The organism is Frankia sp. Cppng1_Ct_nod (assembly GCF_920656135.1).
Lineage (GTDB): Bacteria > Actinomycetota > Actinomycetes > Frankiales > Frankiaceae > Protofrankia > Protofrankia meridionalis.
Genome location: NZ_CAKKTK010000095.1, coordinates 1 through 16,075, shown reverse-complemented (window position 1 = coordinate 16,075; position 16,075 = coordinate 1). Strand labels below are relative to the sequence as shown.

General features: G+C 68.2%; 21 protein-coding genes and 1 tRNA gene. 5 read left to right on the top strand and 17 right to left on the bottom strand.

Annotated elements, in window-relative coordinates:
* The 11 genes from NBW77_RS19755 to NBW77_RS19710 form a co-directional block, all read right to left on the bottom strand.
* Nucleotides 1-408, bottom strand: a 408-nt coding sequence (locus tag NBW77_RS19755; RefSeq protein WP_131745881.1) for a transcriptional regulator, incomplete at its 3' end; no start/stop codon positions are given.
* Entirely contained in the window at nucleotides 408-545 is a 138-nt protein-coding gene (locus NBW77_RS19750; RefSeq protein WP_250280130.1) for a hypothetical protein, read from the bottom strand. The genes NBW77_RS19755 and NBW77_RS19750, both read right to left, overlap by 1 nt.
* Entirely contained in the window at nucleotides 542-910 is a 369-nt protein-coding gene (locus NBW77_RS19745) for a hypothetical protein (protein ID WP_250280129.1), read from the bottom strand. Before NBW77_RS19745 ends, NBW77_RS19750 begins: the two co-directional genes overlap by 4 nt.
* 102 nt (nucleotides 911-1,012) lie before the next feature.
* Nucleotides 1,013-1,096, bottom strand: a tRNA-Leu gene (locus NBW77_RS19740).
* 109 nt (nucleotides 1,097-1,205) lie between these two features.
* On the bottom strand, nucleotides 1,206-1,694 hold the full coding sequence (bcp, locus tag NBW77_RS19735; protein ID WP_131745882.1) for a thioredoxin-dependent thiol peroxidase: 489 nt from the start codon (nucleotides 1,692-1,694) through the stop codon (nucleotides 1,206-1,208).
* 156 nt (nucleotides 1,695-1,850) lie between these two features.
* On the bottom strand, nucleotides 1,851-2,939 hold the full coding sequence (locus NBW77_RS19730) for a class I SAM-dependent methyltransferase (RefSeq protein WP_131745883.1): 1,089 nt from the start codon (nucleotides 2,937-2,939) through the stop codon (nucleotides 1,851-1,853).
* Between the two features lie 10 nt (nucleotides 2,940-2,949).
* A complete protein-coding gene (locus NBW77_RS22155) occupies nucleotides 2,950-3,072 on the bottom strand; it encodes a hypothetical protein (RefSeq protein WP_284346960.1) in 123 nt (40 codons plus the stop codon).
* A gap of 28 nt (nucleotides 3,073-3,100) precedes the next feature.
* Nucleotides 3,101-3,898: a DsbA family protein gene (locus NBW77_RS19725; RefSeq protein ID WP_131745884.1), complete on the bottom strand. Its 798-nt coding sequence runs from the start codon at nucleotides 3,896-3,898 to the stop codon at nucleotides 3,101-3,103.
* Nucleotides 3,895-4,431 (bottom strand): MauE/DoxX family redox-associated membrane protein, encoded by a 537-nt coding sequence (locus NBW77_RS19720; protein WP_349817056.1) that lies wholly within the window; start codon nucleotides 4,429-4,431, stop codon nucleotides 3,895-3,897. The genes NBW77_RS19725 and NBW77_RS19720 overlap by 4 nt, the downstream gene beginning before the upstream one ends.
* 46 nt (nucleotides 4,432-4,477) lie before the next feature.
* The gene (locus NBW77_RS19715; RefSeq protein WP_131745886.1) at nucleotides 4,478-5,146 is read right to left on the bottom strand and encodes an SCO family protein; all 669 of its coding nucleotides are present in this window, start codon (nucleotides 5,144-5,146) and stop codon (nucleotides 4,478-4,480) included.
* An 85-nt stretch (nucleotides 5,147-5,231) separates the two neighbouring features.
* Nucleotides 5,232-6,035, bottom strand: coding sequence for a hypothetical protein (locus tag NBW77_RS19710; protein ID WP_250280128.1), 804 nt, complete (start codon nucleotides 6,033-6,035; stop codon nucleotides 5,232-5,234).
* A 290-nt stretch (nucleotides 6,036-6,325) separates the two neighbouring features.
* Here NBW77_RS19710 and NBW77_RS19705 point away from each other — a divergent pair, with 290 nt between their 5' ends.
* The 3 genes from NBW77_RS19705 (at nucleotide 6,326) to NBW77_RS19695 (ending at nucleotide 8,721) form a co-directional block, all read left to right on the top strand.
* Nucleotides 6,326-6,709, top strand: a complete 384-nt coding sequence (locus NBW77_RS19705; RefSeq protein WP_131745888.1) for a DUF3618 domain-containing protein — start codon at nucleotides 6,326-6,328, stop codon at nucleotides 6,707-6,709.
* A gap of 129 nt (nucleotides 6,710-6,838) precedes the next feature.
* Entirely contained in the window at nucleotides 6,839-7,093 is a 255-nt protein-coding gene (locus NBW77_RS19700; RefSeq protein ID WP_242605671.1) for a histidine phosphatase family protein, read from the top strand.
* Between the two features lie 155 nt (nucleotides 7,094-7,248).
* Complete coding sequence (locus NBW77_RS19695; RefSeq protein WP_131745889.1) at nucleotides 7,249-8,721, top strand: catalase; 1,473 nt, start codon at nucleotides 7,249-7,251, stop codon at nucleotides 8,719-8,721.
* A gap of 122 nt (nucleotides 8,722-8,843) precedes the next feature.
* Here the strand turns inward: NBW77_RS19695 and NBW77_RS19690 are convergent, their stop codons facing one another.
* From NBW77_RS19690 to NBW77_RS19665, 6 genes are all read right to left on the bottom strand, one after another.
* Nucleotides 8,844-9,983 carry a lysylphosphatidylglycerol synthase transmembrane domain-containing protein gene (locus NBW77_RS19690; protein ID WP_242605672.1) on the bottom strand — a complete coding sequence of 380 codons (1,140 nt, stop codon included), beginning with the start codon at nucleotides 9,981-9,983 and terminating at the stop codon, nucleotides 8,844-8,846.
* Nucleotides 9,984-10,258: 275 nt separating this feature from the next.
* Complete coding sequence (locus NBW77_RS19685; protein WP_284346959.1) at nucleotides 10,259-10,834, bottom strand: NUDIX domain-containing protein; 576 nt, start codon at nucleotides 10,832-10,834, stop codon at nucleotides 10,259-10,261.
* Entirely contained in the window at nucleotides 10,831-11,745 is a 915-nt protein-coding gene (locus tag NBW77_RS19680) for a TerB family tellurite resistance protein (RefSeq protein WP_165485901.1), read from the bottom strand. Before NBW77_RS19680 ends, NBW77_RS19685 begins: the two co-directional genes overlap by 4 nt.
* 176 nt (nucleotides 11,746-11,921) lie before the next feature.
* The gene (locus NBW77_RS19675) at nucleotides 11,922-12,392 is read right to left on the bottom strand and encodes an ATP-binding protein (protein WP_131745891.1); all 471 of its coding nucleotides are present in this window, start codon (nucleotides 12,390-12,392) and stop codon (nucleotides 11,922-11,924) included.
* 223 nt (nucleotides 12,393-12,615) lie between these two features.
* The gene (locus NBW77_RS19670; RefSeq protein ID WP_165485902.1) at nucleotides 12,616-13,467 is read right to left on the bottom strand and encodes a hypothetical protein; all 852 of its coding nucleotides are present in this window, start codon (nucleotides 13,465-13,467) and stop codon (nucleotides 12,616-12,618) included.
* 187 nt (nucleotides 13,468-13,654) lie between these two features.
* Complete coding sequence (locus NBW77_RS19665) at nucleotides 13,655-14,335, bottom strand: chromosomal replication initiator protein DnaA (protein ID WP_131745893.1); 681 nt, start codon at nucleotides 14,333-14,335, stop codon at nucleotides 13,655-13,657.
* A 336-nt stretch (nucleotides 14,336-14,671) separates the two neighbouring features.
* On the opposite strand from NBW77_RS19665, the gene NBW77_RS19660 reads away from it, so the two are divergent.
* Nucleotides 14,672-15,058 (top strand): GroES family chaperonin, encoded by a 387-nt coding sequence (locus NBW77_RS19660; RefSeq protein ID WP_131745894.1) that lies wholly within the window; start codon nucleotides 14,672-14,674, stop codon nucleotides 15,056-15,058.
* Between the two features lie 356 nt (nucleotides 15,059-15,414).
* Nucleotides 15,415-15,714 (top strand): DUF4193 family protein, encoded by a 300-nt coding sequence (locus NBW77_RS19655; protein WP_131745895.1) that lies wholly within the window; start codon nucleotides 15,415-15,417, stop codon nucleotides 15,712-15,714.
* The last annotated feature ends 361 nt before the right edge of the window (nucleotides 15,715-16,075 follow it).

Genomic DNA, 16,075 nt, shown 5'->3' with positions numbered 1-16,075 from the left:
GTCCGCCTGGCTCCAGCGCCGCCCGGCCCGCAGCTCACGTAGCCGGTTCCTCATCGGATCCGCTGCGTCTTGAAGATCAGTGCGGCGATCCAGATCAGCATGTTCCCCGGCGATGACCTCTTGCAGTGCGGCAACGTGGGCGCTCAGGGCGGCCCTACCCGGCGCAGTCAGCGAGATCCACGTGGTTCGGCGACCGCCGTGAACTCCTTTGTGGCTCCTGACGTAGCCGAGCGACGCGAGGGCGCCCACGTGTTTGGAAAGCACCGAGTCGCTGACCTCGAGGCTGTCGCGAATGGTAGAGAACTCTGCTTCGGACACAGCGGTCAGCATGGTCATCAGCCTCAGCCTCAGCCTCAGCCTCAGCCTCAGCCGGGCCGGTGCGTGCAGGTTGGCATCCAGCTCAAGCATCAGTGGCCGACCAGCACCAGCAGCGCCAGCGCGGCCAGTGCAAGGGCCGAGATGACCACCAGCCACCCGGCCGACTCGGCACGAGCGTGAGTCGCCGGGTCTCCTCTGTAGAGGCGCAACCAACGTCGGCCGCTCAACGTGTAGGCCAGTCCCCCAGCACACGCGCAGACAGCCACCAGCCACCACAGCCCGGCGAGGGCAGCCCAGAACGCGGCGCCCAGAACGCGGCGCCCAGAGCCAGCGCGTACGAGGTCGCCGCAGCCCGCCCCGTTCCGAGCACGACCCGGCTCGTGAGTCCCCCGATCCGCACCCCGTTGAGCCGCCGGAACCGGAACAGCTGGATGCCCGCCGTCAGGGCGAAGATGGCGGCTCCGGCGATCGACAGCAATCGGGTCCAGCCTGTATCGAAGGCGACCTCAACGGCGGCTGCGGCGATCTGGATAGCCACTGTTACGCCGATCGAGCTGTAGAAGAAGGACGGCAGTCCGAGGCCGCGGGCCAACTGTGCCCGCGAGGACTCCGCCTCGGCCAGTGCAGCAGATGATGATCGGCAAGGTGCCGCGTGACCTGCTGCTACGCAGGGAATCCGGCTGGTCGTGACCGGTGGTGCGGGAGGGGGGACTTGAACCCCCACGCCCGAAGGCGGCAGATCCTAAGTCTGCTGCGTCTGCCATTCCGCCACTCCCGCGTAGGTACCACAGTAGCGTTCCGCAGCCCGGGTGCGTCCACCCGTTTTGCGCCGCGCAGGCAGGCAGCCGTGCAGGCAGGCAGACGGAGCAGCCGGACGGCAGGCCCTCTCAGCCGGCCAGGTTGAGATCCCGGATGACCTTGGCGACGTGACCGGTCGCCTTGACGTTGTACATCGCCTTCTCGATCTTCCCGTCGGCGTCCACGACAAAGGTCGAACGGATCACGCCCAGGGTCTTCTTACCGTAGAGCGTCTTCTCGCCGTACGCGCCGTAGGCGGTGAGCACCGCCCGCTCCGGGTCGGACAGCAGTGGAAACGTCAGCTTCTCGTTGTCGCGGAACTTCACGAGCTTCGCGGGCTTGTCCGGGGAGATGCCGAGCACGTCGATGCCGGCGTCGTTCAGCTGGGTGAGGCTGTCCCGGAAGTCGCAAGCCTGCTTGGTACATCCGGGGGTGGATGCCGCCGGGTAGAAGTACACGACCACCCGGCGTCCCCGCAACGACGACAGCGACACCTGGTTGCCGTCGGCGTCGGGCAGGGTGAAGTCCGGCGCGGTGTCACCGGAGGTGAGACGGACAGCTTCGGCAGTCTCGGTCATGACCGGAAAGCTAGCCTGCCCGCAGCATCACCGCCAACCCGACCCCCCGGACGAGTCCCGCGCCGACCGGGTGGAGTCCGGTGACGCGGGGCCGGTGACGCGGGGCCGGTGACGCGGGGCCGGTGACGCGGGGCCGGTGACGCGGGGCCGGTCTGGTCAGGAACCGCGCCCCAACGGCTCGACGCCGGCCAACGTCGCGACTCCGACGAACGCGGTCGGATCCACCTGGGTGGCCGCCCATCTGCGCAGCTCGTTCACGATCAGCGCGGAAAGGTCGACGTCGGCGTCCGCATCGGCGTCGGCGTACACCATCGGGTCGATCGCGACATCCATGATGACCAGGAACGTCCGGCCGTCCCCGACGATCCGGCCGCATCCCACCGCTCGTCCGGGCTCGTCCGCGGCTTCCACGCACAGCCCGGCGAGGCTGCCGTCGATGGCGTCCGCCGCGGCCTCGGGACCGGGATCGGGCAGGCCGCCCGCGGTACGCAGCCTGCGTAGTTCCGCAACCTCGGGCATCCGGTGGACGACGACGAAGCCACCCACCGACACGGAGACGGATGTCGAGGTGGGCCCGGTGGGCTGGCTGCGGCCGGGGAGGCCAGCCGGTTCGACGAACGCCGGATGGGCCGACACCGGATCGGGTCTGACCCCGACCAGCAGAGTGTCGATCGCTGTAGGTGCCCGACCGTCCGTTCCTGTCGGGCGCAGGATGCGGCCGGCTCGACGGATCCGCACCGGCGGGCCGTCCGCCAGGTCCTCCAACAGTTCGTCCGCGTCGAGCAGGAGCTGGGGGTCGGCGGGTCCCTCGGAGCCGTCGGTGAGGTTCGCCCGGTCGTGCCCGAGTACCAGCAGCGTCCCGCCGGGGACGAGGGCGTGGGCCGCGCGCCTGAGCACCGCCCGGCGTTCGGCGGCCGGAAGGTGCAGGTAGCAGATGGTCACCAGATCGTAGGATCCGGGCGCCGGCGTCCATTCCAGGACGTCGGCGTGGATCCAGTCGGGTGTCACGTCGAAGCGGCGGGACAGCTCGCGGGCCTTGCGGATCGCGACTTCCGAGAAGTCCATGCCGGTGACCCGCCAACCCCGGGTGGCAAGCCAGACGGCATTGCGGCCCTCGCCGCAGGCAAGATCCAGGGCGCGTCCCGGGGTGAGGGCGGTGAGCTGCTCGATCACGACCTGGTTCGGCTCGGCGGTCCACAGCAGACCGGTACCGGCGTGCCGGCGGTCCCACTGTGCGGCGTCCATAGTCGCTATCTCACCTCGCGGCGCCGTACTGCGCCGTACTGCGTCCCGCGTCCGGGCCGGCGATCGTCGCACGGCGACGATCGTTGTAGGAGTCCGGACGGGTGACCGTGGTCGTGGCCGGTGCGGCGTTCACCGTCACCCATCCGGACCGTGCTGCCCGGCTACCCGGTGGGTGTCGGGGCCGGGCCGGTGCCGCTGCCGGCGGCGCTGTTCACCGCGGCCGTGAAGCCGTCCGGTGTCAGAGCCGAGCTGGCCAGCTGCTGGCCGTTGACGAACACCGTGGGTGTGCCGGTGACAGCGCGCTTGGACGCGTTGTCCTCGACCTTCGCGACGTAGCCGTTGTACGTCCCGTTGCCCACCGCGCTGGTGAACGCCTCCGAGGTCAGGCCGACCCTCGCGCCGAGTTGCGTCAACGTGCTGTTCTGGAATCCACCGGTCCGCTCGGGCGGCTGATTGGCGTAGAGAACATCATGGTATTGCTTGAAACTTCCTTCCTGGGCGGCGGCCGACGCCGCGTTTGCCGCCCGGACGGATTCCGGTCCGAGGAAGGACATCATGTGGTAAACGGCCTTGATCTTCCCGTTGTCTATCAGGTTCTGGACGGTGGAGCCGACGGATTTCTCCAGCTCCCCGCAGATCGGGCACTGGAAGTCCTCGTAGAGGTCTACGGTGACCGGGGCATCCGGTTTTCCGACGACGATTCCGTTGTCCGTGCCGGTCGCGTTCGCCGGCACAACCACGGGAGTGGATCCGGTCCGGCTGCTCTGGACGACAAAACCGATCACGCCGACCAGCGCGAGCACAGCCACGACCGCGGACGTGATGATGATCCGTTGTCGTCGCCGTGTCCTGGCCGCTTCGGCGGTCCGGGCCGCCGAAGCTTTCTCCCGCCGGGCGTCCGCCGAGGTCTGGCCGGGTTCCTTTCGCAGGGACGCGTTCTTCCTCGATGCGGCACTCATGGGTTCTCCTGAAACGGTCGGTCGAGGAGGCGGTCGATGGCGAAGGCGCTCGCCGGCCAGCGCACCAGCAGGCCACTCGCGAGGAGCAGCAGGCTGTCCCGGATGATCTCTTCGGCGTAATGGGTCGGCGCGTCGGCGGTGAGGTTGCCTCCTGCGGAGAAGCAGCCGCATTCGATGTGCAGACCACGCGCGGCCGCGGATGCGATCGCCGCGATGTAGACCGCGAGCAGCAGCGCGGATACGACGGCGCCCACCCGGACGGCAAGGCCCACGAGCAGGAGCAGCCCCAACGCGATCTCCACGAACGGGACGGCGTAGGCGACGGGGTGCACGAGTGACTCCGGCAGGATGCGGAAGGCTCGCACGGAGTGCACCATCCCCTGCGGGTCGCCGATCTTGAGGATGCCGGCGGCGAGCCAGAGAGCGGCCAGGCCGAATCGCAGGACAGTCGGACCGACCCGGGCGAGCCGCGGGCCGGTCAGCCCCGCCTGAGCGAGCATCCGATTGGGTGTCCGTGCAGGTGTCGAGGTCACCGGGTCTATACCTGAAATATCCGTTGTCTGTTCTTTTGTCATGTTTTCACATGGTCTTTCCGGTGTTGACCAGGATCGACAGGTCGTGCGCGTAGTCCGCAACCTGCGTTCCGGCCAGATACAGGACCCTGGCCTTGTCGTCCTTGGTGAACGCGATGACCTGCGTGCCATGCGTGACGGTATAGGTACCGTTCGCCTGGCGTACCGGTTCCTCCAGCGGGATGCCGAGGGCGTCCGCCTGTGCGCGTACCTGTGCCAGGGTGCCTCGGACTCCGATGAAGGACGGGTCGAACTGGCCCAGCCACTGGGCGAGTACTTCACCGGTGTCACGTTCGGGGTCCGTGCTGACGAACACCGTTGCGACCTGCGACCGTACCGAGGTCGGTACTGCTTCGAGCGCTGCCGCGATGTCGGCCATCGTCGTCGGGCAGACATCCGGGCAGTGGGTGTAGCCGAAGAACAGCAGTGTGACCTTGCCTGCGGTGCGGGACCGCAGGTCGAACGGTTGGCCGGCGGTGTCCGTCAGGTTCAGCGTGGGTTTGTCGATGGGCCGGGTGAGCGCTGTGCCGCGCAGTCCCGTGGACGCCCCGGAACCGTCCACGATCGTCACCGCCGACTCGCTACCTGACGAGCAGCCGGCGATGACGAGCGTGAGCACGGTCAGTGACCCGGCGAGCAGCCGACCCCAGCGCGCAAAAATAAGCAAATCTGACATAACTCCTCGTAATGGGCGGGAGTTGTGAGAATGTGGCAGCGAAGCACACGCCGAACGGGAAGGCCGTGGTCGGCCGAGCCGGGCGTCAGAAGACCGCAACAGCGGCAGGAGTCGGCCGTCCCGGGGGCCCGCGGCGCACGAGGGTGTACCGCAGGCTGACCGTTCGTAGCCAGGGGGGCTGCTGCCGGGTGACCGGTACGCTGCGCCGGGTTGGACGCAGGACCTCGGAGGATGCGGCGAGCGGCGTCAGCCGGCTGGCGAGCAGCCGTACAGCCGCCCGGACCGTCGCCGTCCCGCGCCGCAGCCACCAGAGGGCTCCCGCCGCCGCGACCGTGTGGGCGGCCAGCACCAGGAGGCCGCGTGCCTCCGGTGCCCAGCCGGAGCTCTGCATACTGCGGGGAAGGGCTCGGACGGCTCCGGCGGCAAGGTCCGCACCCGGGTTCCCGAGCTGTTCGAGTGCCCGATCCCCGGCAGCGGGTGGGTGGCAGAGCATGCGTTCAAGCAGGGCGGGCCGGGCCGCTCGGGGCGGTGCCGACAACACGAAAAGTCCGTGCAGGCCTGCCTGGGTCACGAGTGCGACCAGGTACTCCGCCGGCCCACCGAAGCGGGCGGGACGGTTGCGGATGCCCGAAAGTCGGGATCGTGCGGTTGGCCGGGATCGTGCGGCGCTGACGCCCGCGGCCAGCCCGGTCAGGCCGAGTAAGGCGGCAGCGGTCAGCAGCGGGCCGGGGCACGGTGCGACGGATGCCAGGTGCGCGAGCAGAGCCAGGGCGACCGATGGCACGGCGAACCACGCGCCCTGCCCGAGTCGCCCGTGCCACTTCGTGTTCCAGAGCGCGCGCCAGTCGGCGCGTATACCGGACGAGACTGGATGAAAAGGATGTGTCAACCGTGACCGCGTCTGCTCCGGACGCGGTTGGCGGCTCACCGGACCAGGGTAGACACTGGTCCTGCGCTGGACGTCGCCCTCCCCTCGACGTTGGTGAGGTGTACCGCTCACCGCCGTTTCGCCTCGCGTCCATGTGGCCGTTCTGGCACGATCCTTTGTAGTGCCGTAGCAGACCGAAAGGTGCCTGACACGGCGTCGGATTCCTGGCGTCGACGCCCCCGCTCGCGGTCGTCACACAGTGTTCTCTAGGTTCCCTGGATAGTCATTGCGCGGACGAAAGGGCGAGATCGGTGCCGCAGGACCCGGCTGCCATCCAGCAGCAGATCGAGAACACCCGCGCCGAGCTGGCGGTGACCTTGGATGCGATCGCCGAGCTGGTCAGCCCCAGACGGGTTGCGGAGCGGACCGGCGAACAGATCAGGAACAGGGCTGCGGAGGTCCGGCAGAAGGTGTTGGCGAGTGTCTCCGGTGGCCCGGAGGCCATCCCCGCAGGCTCCGACGATGACGCGTTCGCCTTCGGTGGTCCGGCGGAGCGACCCGGGCTTCCCGGCGGGTTCGGTTCGGGTCTTGTCATGCGGCGGTCCGTCCGATGGGATCGCGTGGCCATCGCCGGGACAGGCGTAATGCTGCTGATCTTCGCCGGGCGTCGGCGTCGCCGCCGGCGCTTTTCCTGACGCCGGCGCTTTTCCTGACGTCGGTGCTTCTGGCAGCACCGACCCGATCCGGGTGATGTGCTGAGGTCTTCTGCCGTCTGACCGGGAGGCCGTGAGCCATAGCTGTGCCATCAGGTCGGTGAGACGCCCGTGCAGGTCGGTGTACGTGCCGACCGGGTGATCGACCGTGTCCGGCCGTATCTGGAACACGGGGATGTGGCCCTGGTCGGGCACGGTCACATGCCGCGGGTGCTGGTCGCACGCTGGCTTGCGCTCGAGCCGGTGCTCGGCGCGTCCTGGATGCCGGTGGGCTGTCCGTCCTCGGGTGTGAACACGAGACGCCGACGATCCTGCGCCTCAACGAACCCGCGTGACCTCGGCGTGGTTCGAGCTGCGTATCGGTGACAACCACCATCTGTCGGTGCCGGGAACGAGGCGGATGCGCTGGATCCCGTGACTATCGGCGATGCCGGGCGGGTAGGCACTCTTCGTCCCCGTCGCAAGCAGGCCCCGTCGAGGGACAGGGCCGCAACGACGACAGATGACAGGAGTGAGTCTCAATGGCAGAGTCTCGACCACCTGCGAATCCGACACCTGTGACGACGACCGACGCGGGCATCCCGGCGCCGAGCGACGAGCATTCGCTGTCCGTCGGTCCGGACGGCCCGTTGCTGCTTCAGGACCACTATCTGATCCAGAAGATGGCCCAGTTCAATCGGGAGCGGGTGCCCGAACGGGTCGTCCACGCCAAGGGCGGCGGTGCGCACGGCCATTTCGAGGTGACCGCGGATGTGACGCCGTACACGAAGGCGGCGTTCCTGTCCGAAGTGGGTAAGCGCACTGATGTGTTCGTCCGGTTCTCCACCGTTGCAGGTGAACTCGGAAGCGCCGACACGGTTCGTGACCCTCGCGGCTTCGCGGTGAAGTTCTACACCGATGAGGGTAACTACGACCTGGTCGGCAACAACACGCCGATCTTCTTTGTGCGGGATCCGAGCAAGTTCTCCGACTTCATCCACTCGCAGAAGCGGCGGGCCGACACCCACCTGCGGGACAACAACATGCAGTGGGACTTCTGGACGCTGTCACCCGAGTCCGCCCACCAGGTACTGATCCTGATGAGCGACCGAGGGACGCCGCGCAGCTGGCGGCACATGAACGGCTATGGCAGCCACACCTTCATGTGGGTGAACGCGGCCGGTGAGCGGTTCTGGGTGAAGTACCACTTCAAGACCGAGCAGGGCATTGACACCTTCACCGACGACGAGGCGAAGGCCAGGGTGTCGGTCGACCCGGACCTCCACATCCGAGATCTCGCATCGTCGATCCGTGACGGCGACTTCCCGGTCTGGCGTCTGGAGATCCAGATCATGCCGTTCGCGGAGGCGGCCACCTACCGGTTCAACCCGTTCGACCTGACCAAGGTCTGGCCGCATGCGGACTACCCGCCGATCACGATCGGGCGGATGGTCCTGGACCGCAACCCCGACGACTACTTCACGGAGGTGGAGCAGGCGTCGTTCGAACCGGCCAACATGGTGCCCGGGATCGGTCCGAGTCCGGACAAGATGCTGCTCGGCAGGTTGTTCTCGTACCCGGACACGCACCGTTACCGAATTGGCCCGAACTACCTGCAACTGCCGATCAACCGTCCGAAGGTACCCGTCCACTCCTACAACAAGGACGGCGCGATGCGCTATGGGCCGTCCAGCGACCCGGTGTACGCGCCGAACAGCTACGACGGGCCCAAGGCCGACACGATCCGCTATGGCGAGGAGGCTGTGTGGGAGGCCGACGGTGAGTTCGTCCGGACGGCTTACACGCTCCGTCGTGACGACGACGATTTCGGTCAGGCCGGCACGCTGTACCGCGATGTGATGTCCGACACCGACCGGGACCATCTGGTGACGAACATCGTCGGTCACGCGTCCCAGGACGTTCAGGTGGACGTCCAACGGCGGGTTGTCGAGTACTGGCGACAGGTCGATCCGGACCTCGGTGCCCGGGTCGGCAAGGGGCTGGGGGTCGGCTGATCCGCAAATCCGGATGCCGGTGTGGGCCCGGATGCCGTGAGTTCGTCCGCGGGCCGAATCCCCACCGGGATCCGATTGCGGGTCCCGGTGGGGATTCGGCGACGCCGCTTGGGCGACGCCGCTTACAGGACGGCTCGGCGGCGCAGGGTGGTCAGCGCGATCACTCCTGGCAGTACCGGCAACCAGTAGCTGATCAGCCGGTAGACGAGGACGGCCGCGAGCATGGACGCGGCTTCACCGCCGGTAGCGGTCAGGCCGAGGGCGAGCGCGGGTTCGAGCGCGCCTACGTTGCCCGCGGTGGGGACGGCCCCGGCGACCACGGACCCGATGAGGTAGATGGTTGCGACCGACAGCAGTGACACCGGACTTCCGAACGCCCAGACGCATGCGGCGAGCGCCACGATCTGGGTGACCTTGGTGGCCGCTGCCGACAGGAGCAGCACAGCGGTCCGCCGGGGAGAGCGTGCCAGCACCACCAGGTGCCGCCCGGCGGTGCGCAACTGCGGCCCCAGCCGCCTGCGTATCCGCGGATGCAGCCCGACCGTGGCGCCGGCGAGCAGGCACGCCCCGATGCATCCGAAGGTCGGGCCGGGTCCGAGGTGTTTCATGACCGACTCGACCGGTGCGCTGAGCGCATCCCCGGCGCCCGAACCGCTGACCAGCCCGGCGACGAGGACGACGCCGACGACATGCGTCAGAGCAACCGCGATCTTCGTTGCGGCGACGGCGCTCAGGCCGGCCGACCTGGTCAGCTTCTGACGTTCGAGGTAGTGCATGTTCACCGCGATCGCGCCGAGGCCCGCGGGTAGTACCCGGTTTGCGGCCGCGGCTGCCAGTTGCACCGCGGTCGCTGTGCGCAGCGGCAGCGGCAGCCCGCTGGCCGCGCGCAGCGCGCAGGCGTTGGCGAGAAAGAAGCCGGCTGACGCGACAGCGCACACCATGAGCCACGGCCAGGCGGGTGACGGGACGCTTGACAGTTTGGTGGCGACGTCGGTCCGGAACCTGGCCGCGAGCAGCACGGTCATCGGGACCGCGACAGCGAACGCGATCAGGGTGCACGGCCGGCGCATCCAACGCGTCCACGAGCGGCGCCTGAACGCGCCGGTGAACGTGAGCGGACCCAGCCCGCTGCCGCCGGGTAGTTCCCCCACCAGCGGGTGTGTGATCCGCGGGTAGGGGATGACGGTCGGCGACAGCGCGGCGACGCCTGTACTGTCAGCTGCTGCTGCTGCTGCTGCTGCGGCTGCCCGCCCGGGCATCATGGTGCCAACGGTAGATCGTGGTTCATAACGAATGCTGAACAACGTACATCCGGTGGAGAGACCTTCGGCGAGCCACCCCCGTGGACAGCGCGGCCTTCACCCGGCGGATAGCAGGTCCGCGGGCGGCTGGAACGGAATCGGCGCCGGGACGGCTGCAGACAGGTGGGGCACGTCACTGCGGCTGGCATGGCGCGAACACTACCTGTGCGAACTCGCCGTGATTAATTTTTTACTTATGGTAACCAAAGAAAGGCTGGACCGTGTCGGCCTGATCGTCAGGCAGGCTCGACCGCCGGTGCCGTGCCGCCCGGACCGTACCAGGCCGGTCGGCCGGTACTGAGCCAGTTCTGGATGGCCGTCCGCAGGTGTGCGGGCCGGAACTCGAAGGCGTCCAGGTCGGCCACGGCCACGGAACTGACGTCGATCGCCTTCTCCCGGCTGCCGATCTCCGCGAACAGCGGCAGGGTGGACGCGAACACCATGTTCACCTCGTGCCACCGCAGTCCGTCCTCGACGTAGGAGTGCTCCACACAGCCGACGAAGTCGAGGGTGTGCGCGATCAGTCCGGCCTCCTCCTTGATCTTGCGTCGCAGCGCATCCTCCACGCTTTCGCCCGGTTCGACGTTCCCGCCCGGCAGGAAGAACCACGAGTACCCGCGACGGTTGGCGAGGAGCACCCGTTCGCCTGTCGTGAAGAGCAGGCGCGCGCTCAGAACCACCGACGTCACCACCGACGTCGGGTCATTTTTCTCGAACATGCGTTCCCTCGCGGGTGGGACGGCCTGATCGACGGACAGGCCGGCAGGTGATTGGTCGTCGGGCGGAATGTCGGGCGGAATGTCGAGGGTCACCTGTCAACGGTTTGCGTGGCCTGCACGGACAGGGCCGACGGGTCGAGCCCGAGGATGCTCATCGCGCGGCGGACGACAGCCTGCTCGTCCGGGTCGAACGTGCCGTCGGCGTATCCGATCATCGCGCCGAACTGGACGACCGACCGTGCCTGCACCCGGTGCCCCCGCACCTTGGCGATTTCGCGGAACGCCGCGGACCGGCCCGCGGCAGGGTCCCGGCGCAGTGCCGCGACATGGGTGTTGAAGAGGCGGACCAGGTCGTCGGATGCGAAGGCGGCGAGGATCTGATCGGTGGTGACGATCTGTGTCATCGCCTCTCGTTCCCGAGCGTCGATCGTGCCGTCGGCGGCGGCGACGAGCGCGCACATGGCGACAGCCGCGTCCCGGAAGTCGCTGTCGGCGAGTTCGTGCCGGCGGGCGTGCAGCTGCGCCCGCAGCGAGTGCGCCGACAGGCGGAGCTGGTTCCACCACGGGTCGGACTCGGTGACCGGCAGACCCCACCACGTCGGCCAGTGGTCCTCCAGCCAGCGGACCGTCGCGGCAGAGACGGCGGCGGGGGCCAGCGGCAGCTCGTCGCGGTTGCTCAGCGGGAGCAGGACGAGGGGCACATTCAGATGGGCGGTGGGTATGTCGGCGTCGTCCGGGAGGTCGGCCGCGAACAGCATGGTGATCGTGCGGCCCCCGCCCGGATTGGGGTGCTCGATGCATCCGGCGAAGTCCGCCACAAGGGTGTGGGAGCCGGATAACGCGCGTACGTGCCGGGCTGCCGCCGCGTCGACATCCTCACCGGGTTCGACGGCTCCGCCGGGTAGGACGTAGGCGGACTCGGCAGGCAGATGCTGCACAACCAGGTGCCCGCCGGCGTCGAGGAGAATCCGCACCTCCAGCCGGACATCCGTGGGAACGGGCATGACGACCCCCTGACGCTGGCCCTGCACTGTTCGTGAGACGGCATTGTTCGTAACACAACGCGGTTCGCGACACAGCACTGTTGATGACATGAAGTGATCGACTAGGTGCCGCTGTGCTGTCGTCGGCCACCGGAATATACCGAAAGATTCGGATTTCCCGTTTCGGAGCGGTCTCCTCAGCAGGGACCGACCGTGGCGGGCGGTGCCGCATCCGCGGGGTTTCGCGGGTCCCTGGGGAGGGGCGGCTGAACGGGCGCGGCCAGCTCGAACCACACGTGCTTGCCGGGGCTGTCGTCGGCCAGCGTGTCCACCACGCCCCATTCGCTGGCGAGAGCGGCCACGAGATGCATCCCACGTCCGGACTCGTCGTCGTCCCGCACGGCCCGAAGAACCGGACGCATCGTGCTCCCGTCGCCGACCGCGATCCGCACCCGGTCACTCTGAGCGATAACCTGGACGCGCAGAGGGTCGTTGGACCTGGTGTAGCGGACGGCGTTGGTGACCACTTCGCTGACCAGGAGGCGGGCGACCTCGGCGTCCTCCTCGCGGCCCCAGGTGGTGAGCAGCTCGTTTATCAGACGCCGTGCCCGCCCTGCGGCACGGGCATTGGCAGGCAGGTCGAAGCGGGCGGTCAGTGCCTCGGCCACGCCTCACCTTCCCCCTGCCTGCGGCGGCGGGCCTACTGCCGACCATCGCCGTGCGCCCGCCGCCGGCGTCGCGTTCATGCCACCGGTCGCCTGCATTCAAACCTCGTCAGGGTGATGCTGTCACGTTCCAATGGCTACCCAGGGAGAACGGGTTGACACTTGTGTGTGACCGGATGGCGTGCACGCCGCGTCAGGGCTTTGCGCCTGGCTGGATCCGGCGGCTCTAGATCACGTCGATGCCGTCGAGGATGCCGCCGTACCCGGGCCAACGATCGCCGCCGCCGTTGTCGGCCCCGTCGCGTGGTACGCCCGGATGCTGGGCGCGGAGCTGTAGGGCTTCCGGCGCGGGATAGCTGACCGGTGCGGGATGAACCGGCATCCGGCCGGGTGGAATGCCCATCGGCCCGGAGATCGGAGGTGCGAGGCGTGCCGCGGGAATCGCCGGCTCGCGGTGCTGAGGGGTCGGTATCTCATCGCCGCTGCTCACCGGTGCCGGTGCCGGTACCGGTGGCCGGGGCGGGAGCTTCTCATTTCCGAACGGTGCCTGCCCGAACGGTGCCTGCCCGAACGATGGCTGGACCGTCGGTGGCTGCGTTGCCGGAGGCCGTGGCGCGCTGGGCGGCAGGGTCGTCGGTGGGGGCGGGATGCGATGTGCCCCGGTCGACAACGAGGCGGTGGACGAGGGGATCCAGCCCGTGGGATTGCCGGCCGTCGCCGAGACCGGGTACGCACCCGTGCCCGGGCCCTGCGGCGCCAGGGTGGGAAGCGGCCCGCTGGGATGCGGGGTCAACGGGGTCAACGGGGTCGGCCCGGGGCGGGAGTACTGGTCGGGCATGGGCGCAGGCACAACCGGCCGTGCCTGTTTTTGGGGTGTTTTGTCCGGCTCTGGGGCGGGGGCGCTGTTGCCCGCGGATGACTCGCCCGTGATGGCCATGACTGTCTGGCATGGCCAGAGTCGGTCACAACTCACGCAGAGGTCGAACTCGTTCGCCTGGTGGAGGTCGAGGATGGCGAGCAGGGACCCGATGTGCTGAATCATCCGAGGACCGGCGAGGACGGGCCCGTTTGAGATCATGCGAAGTTCCGAGCGCAACTCATCGCAGTAACGCCCGACTTCGTCCGTACGCCGATCCTCCATCGCAGGCAGCATCCACCATCGCTTCGCGTGACGTGTTACCGGTACCGCCCCTGACCGGCCGGCCTGTCTACTACATCACGCACCGGGTGGTTTGTCACACCTTTGTGACCGTTTTGTCGTGTGCTCAGCCCCGTTCGGGGCGAACTTCGTCCGGACGACGTGCCTGACGCATCAGGCCTTCCTGCAGGCGGGCGAACTCCTCGATATAGGGGCTCTCGACCTGGCTCTGGCCACCCGGCCCCGGCTCCTTCGTGCCACCCTGGCGGTCGAAGACCGGTTCGAATCCGGCGAACTGCCCGGCCGGCCCGCCAGGTCCGAGGCGTTCCCCCTGCCCGTCAAACGGCGGGTAGTGGGTGCCACCCGGGAGGGGCGGAGCGTTGCGGTCGCCCTGGCCGTCGTAACCACCCGAGAAGGAGGGCAGGTTCGGCGTCCCCTGGCCCTGGCGTTCGCCGGGGGCCTCGAACGTCGGGTAGTGCGCGCCGTTGCCGGCAGGGCCGCGTTCGCCGGGAGGCGCGTCGTAACCGAACGGTGAACCGTTGGGCGCCGGCGGACCCTGCGGCGGGGCGACGGCTGGTATCGCCGGTCGGCTCGTCGGCTCATTGATGATCTCGGCGTCGGCCGGCCCGAACGCGTCCGCCGGCGGGTAGATCCGCGCGGACAGACTCACCGACAGTGGGTCACTACCATAGGTGATTACGTCCACCTGGTCGTCCGGGCCTATCCCACCGTTGCGGGCCAGATCGACGAACCGGAACAGATCAACCCAACGTAGGCCGTCGAGGTCAACACTGATTCGCAAAGCCATCGTCGCGCCTCATCTCACGTTCTCTGCGTGCGGTTCTCCGCGTGCCGACCTGCGTGCCGACCTGCGGTGGCCTGCGGTGGCCTGCGGTGCTGGTGTCCGCGGGCCGCGTCATCGGCGGCTCCGGCACGGGCTCTCCGGCCTGGCTGGAGCGGCCAGGTCGGTGATGGGCGGGAGCTTATACCCCGTTGGGGCTGCATTCCCCATCCGGGGAGGTTCGTGGTCTTGCACCCGGAATCGGCGATCGACGGTTGTCGTCCGGTGTGCTGCGGCCCGGGTGGAGACCTGCGGTGCCTGCCGTTGTAGGAGGACCTTGTCGCGGCGGGTAGGGTCCGATACGTGAGTGCTACTTCCGGCGGTGTCAACGGTGTGACTGACGTCGGCGGTATGGCCGGTGTGGACATGCGTGCGGGATCGTTGCCGATCAGACTTCTTCATGATCGCGTCCTGGTTGCCCCGCGCGAGGACTCGGCCGATCGGCGGTCGAAGGCGGGAATTGTCATTCCCGCCACCGCGCACATGGGCAAGCGCCTGTCCTGGGCGGATGTGGTCGCGGTGGGTACGGCGGTGCGGACGATCCAGATGGATGATCGTGTGCTCTACGACCCCGAGGAACGGGCCGAGGTCGAGCTGCACGGCACGGCCTATGTGCTGTTGCGCGAGCGGGACGTGCACGCGGTGGCTGCCGAGCGCCTCGATGACGGGCTGACCGGCCTCTACCTGTAGGACCAGGCCTGCGGGAACCCCGCTCGTGTCCGTGGTGCCCGGCGGATGTCCCCGTACAGGGGGACAGCGTGGCCTGAGCGTGACCATGTGGCAGGTCTGACATCAGGTTGCACACGTGATGCCTGGCCTGTTGACGCGCGGGACCGTATTGTTCGCGTCGGTCGGGAGAGATCCGTTGTCTCACCCCGGCCACACGTGGATGTGGACAAACGTCGCCGGCTGTATCTGCGCCAGGGTCGCTGCGTATTGTGACCACTCGATCCCGTTCGGGTATGGGTCCGAGTGGGTACCGACATGCGGTCGTGCGCTGCCTCCGCGGGCGTGCGGCCCATAAGAACTGGTAGGGAAGGAGACTCATGGCTCGTGACTTCGACGCCCGGCGGGGCGCTGATGTCGAGGAGGACGAGCTCCAGGAGCAGAGCCTGGAGACATTGAAGGCGCAGCGCGCCGGGGCTGCCGCCGACCTCGGAGATGATGTTGATGCTCTCGAGGCCGAGCTGGATCTTCCCGATGCCGAGGTTCGGGACGAGGAGCTGGCCCTGCGGGTGCTGCCGAGGCAGGCTGACGAGTTCACCTGCACCAACTGCTTCCTCGTGCACCACCGCAGCCAGCTTGCTGATGCCCGGCGGACCGTCTGCTCGGACTGCGCGGCTTAGAGGTCGGCGCTGGAAGTTGTTCGGTGGAAGTTGTTCGGTGGAAACGGCCGACGGAGGTGCGATGATGTTGTACTCGCGCCTCCGTCGGCCGTGAGCATCATTGATCTTCGTGTCGCCTGTGCGGGCGGATCGGTTCTCGCGGCCGCGGCCGCGGGATGATAGCAGTGTGTTGCCTGTCAACGACCTGGCCTTGCCTGTAGCGGCCTGTCGCGATACCACTACGTTGCGCAGTTGGGCTGTTGGGGGTGGTGACATGGTTGACGGGCAGACGTCTACGGCCGTCGCTCCAGACCCGGACAAATCCGGCGAAAGGGCGCTGCCGCTCGTGGTTTCTCGAACGTTCGTACCGCCACTGCCGGCC

Excerpts from the sequence above, each read along its gene's own strand:
- bcp (WP_131745882.1), bottom strand. The coding sequence starts at position 1,694 with ATGACCGAGACTGCCGAAGCTGTCCGTCTCACCTCCGGTGACACCGCG.
- NBW77_RS19730 (WP_131745883.1), bottom strand. The coding sequence starts at position 2,939 with ATGGACGCCGCACAGTGGGACCGCCGGCACGCCGGTACCGGTCTGCTG.
- NBW77_RS19725 (WP_131745884.1), bottom strand. The coding sequence starts at position 3,898 with ATGAGTGCCGCATCGAGGAAGAACGCGTCCCTGCGAAAGGAACCCGGC.
- NBW77_RS19715 (WP_131745886.1), bottom strand. The coding sequence starts at position 5,146 with ATGTCAGATTTGCTTATTTTTGCGCGCTGGGGTCGGCTGCTCGCCGGG.
- NBW77_RS19695 (WP_131745889.1), top strand. The coding sequence starts at position 7,249 with ATGGCAGAGTCTCGACCACCTGCGAATCCGACACCTGTGACGACGACC.
- NBW77_RS19690 (WP_242605672.1), bottom strand. The coding sequence starts at position 9,983 with ATGATGCCCGGGCGGGCAGCCGCAGCAGCAGCAGCAGCAGCAGCTGAC.
- NBW77_RS19680 (WP_165485901.1), bottom strand. The coding sequence starts at position 11,745 with ATGCCCGTTCCCACGGATGTCCGGCTGGAGGTGCGGATTCTCCTCGAC.
- NBW77_RS19670 (WP_165485902.1), bottom strand. The coding sequence starts at position 13,467 with ATGATCTCAAACGGGCCCGTCCTCGCCGGTCCTCGGATGATTCAGCAC.
- NBW77_RS19665 (WP_131745893.1), bottom strand. The coding sequence starts at position 14,335 with ATGGCTTTGCGAATCAGTGTTGACCTCGACGGCCTACGTTGGGTTGAT.
- NBW77_RS19655 (WP_131745895.1), top strand. The coding sequence starts at position 15,415 with ATGGCTCGTGACTTCGACGCCCGGCGGGGCGCTGATGTCGAGGAGGAC.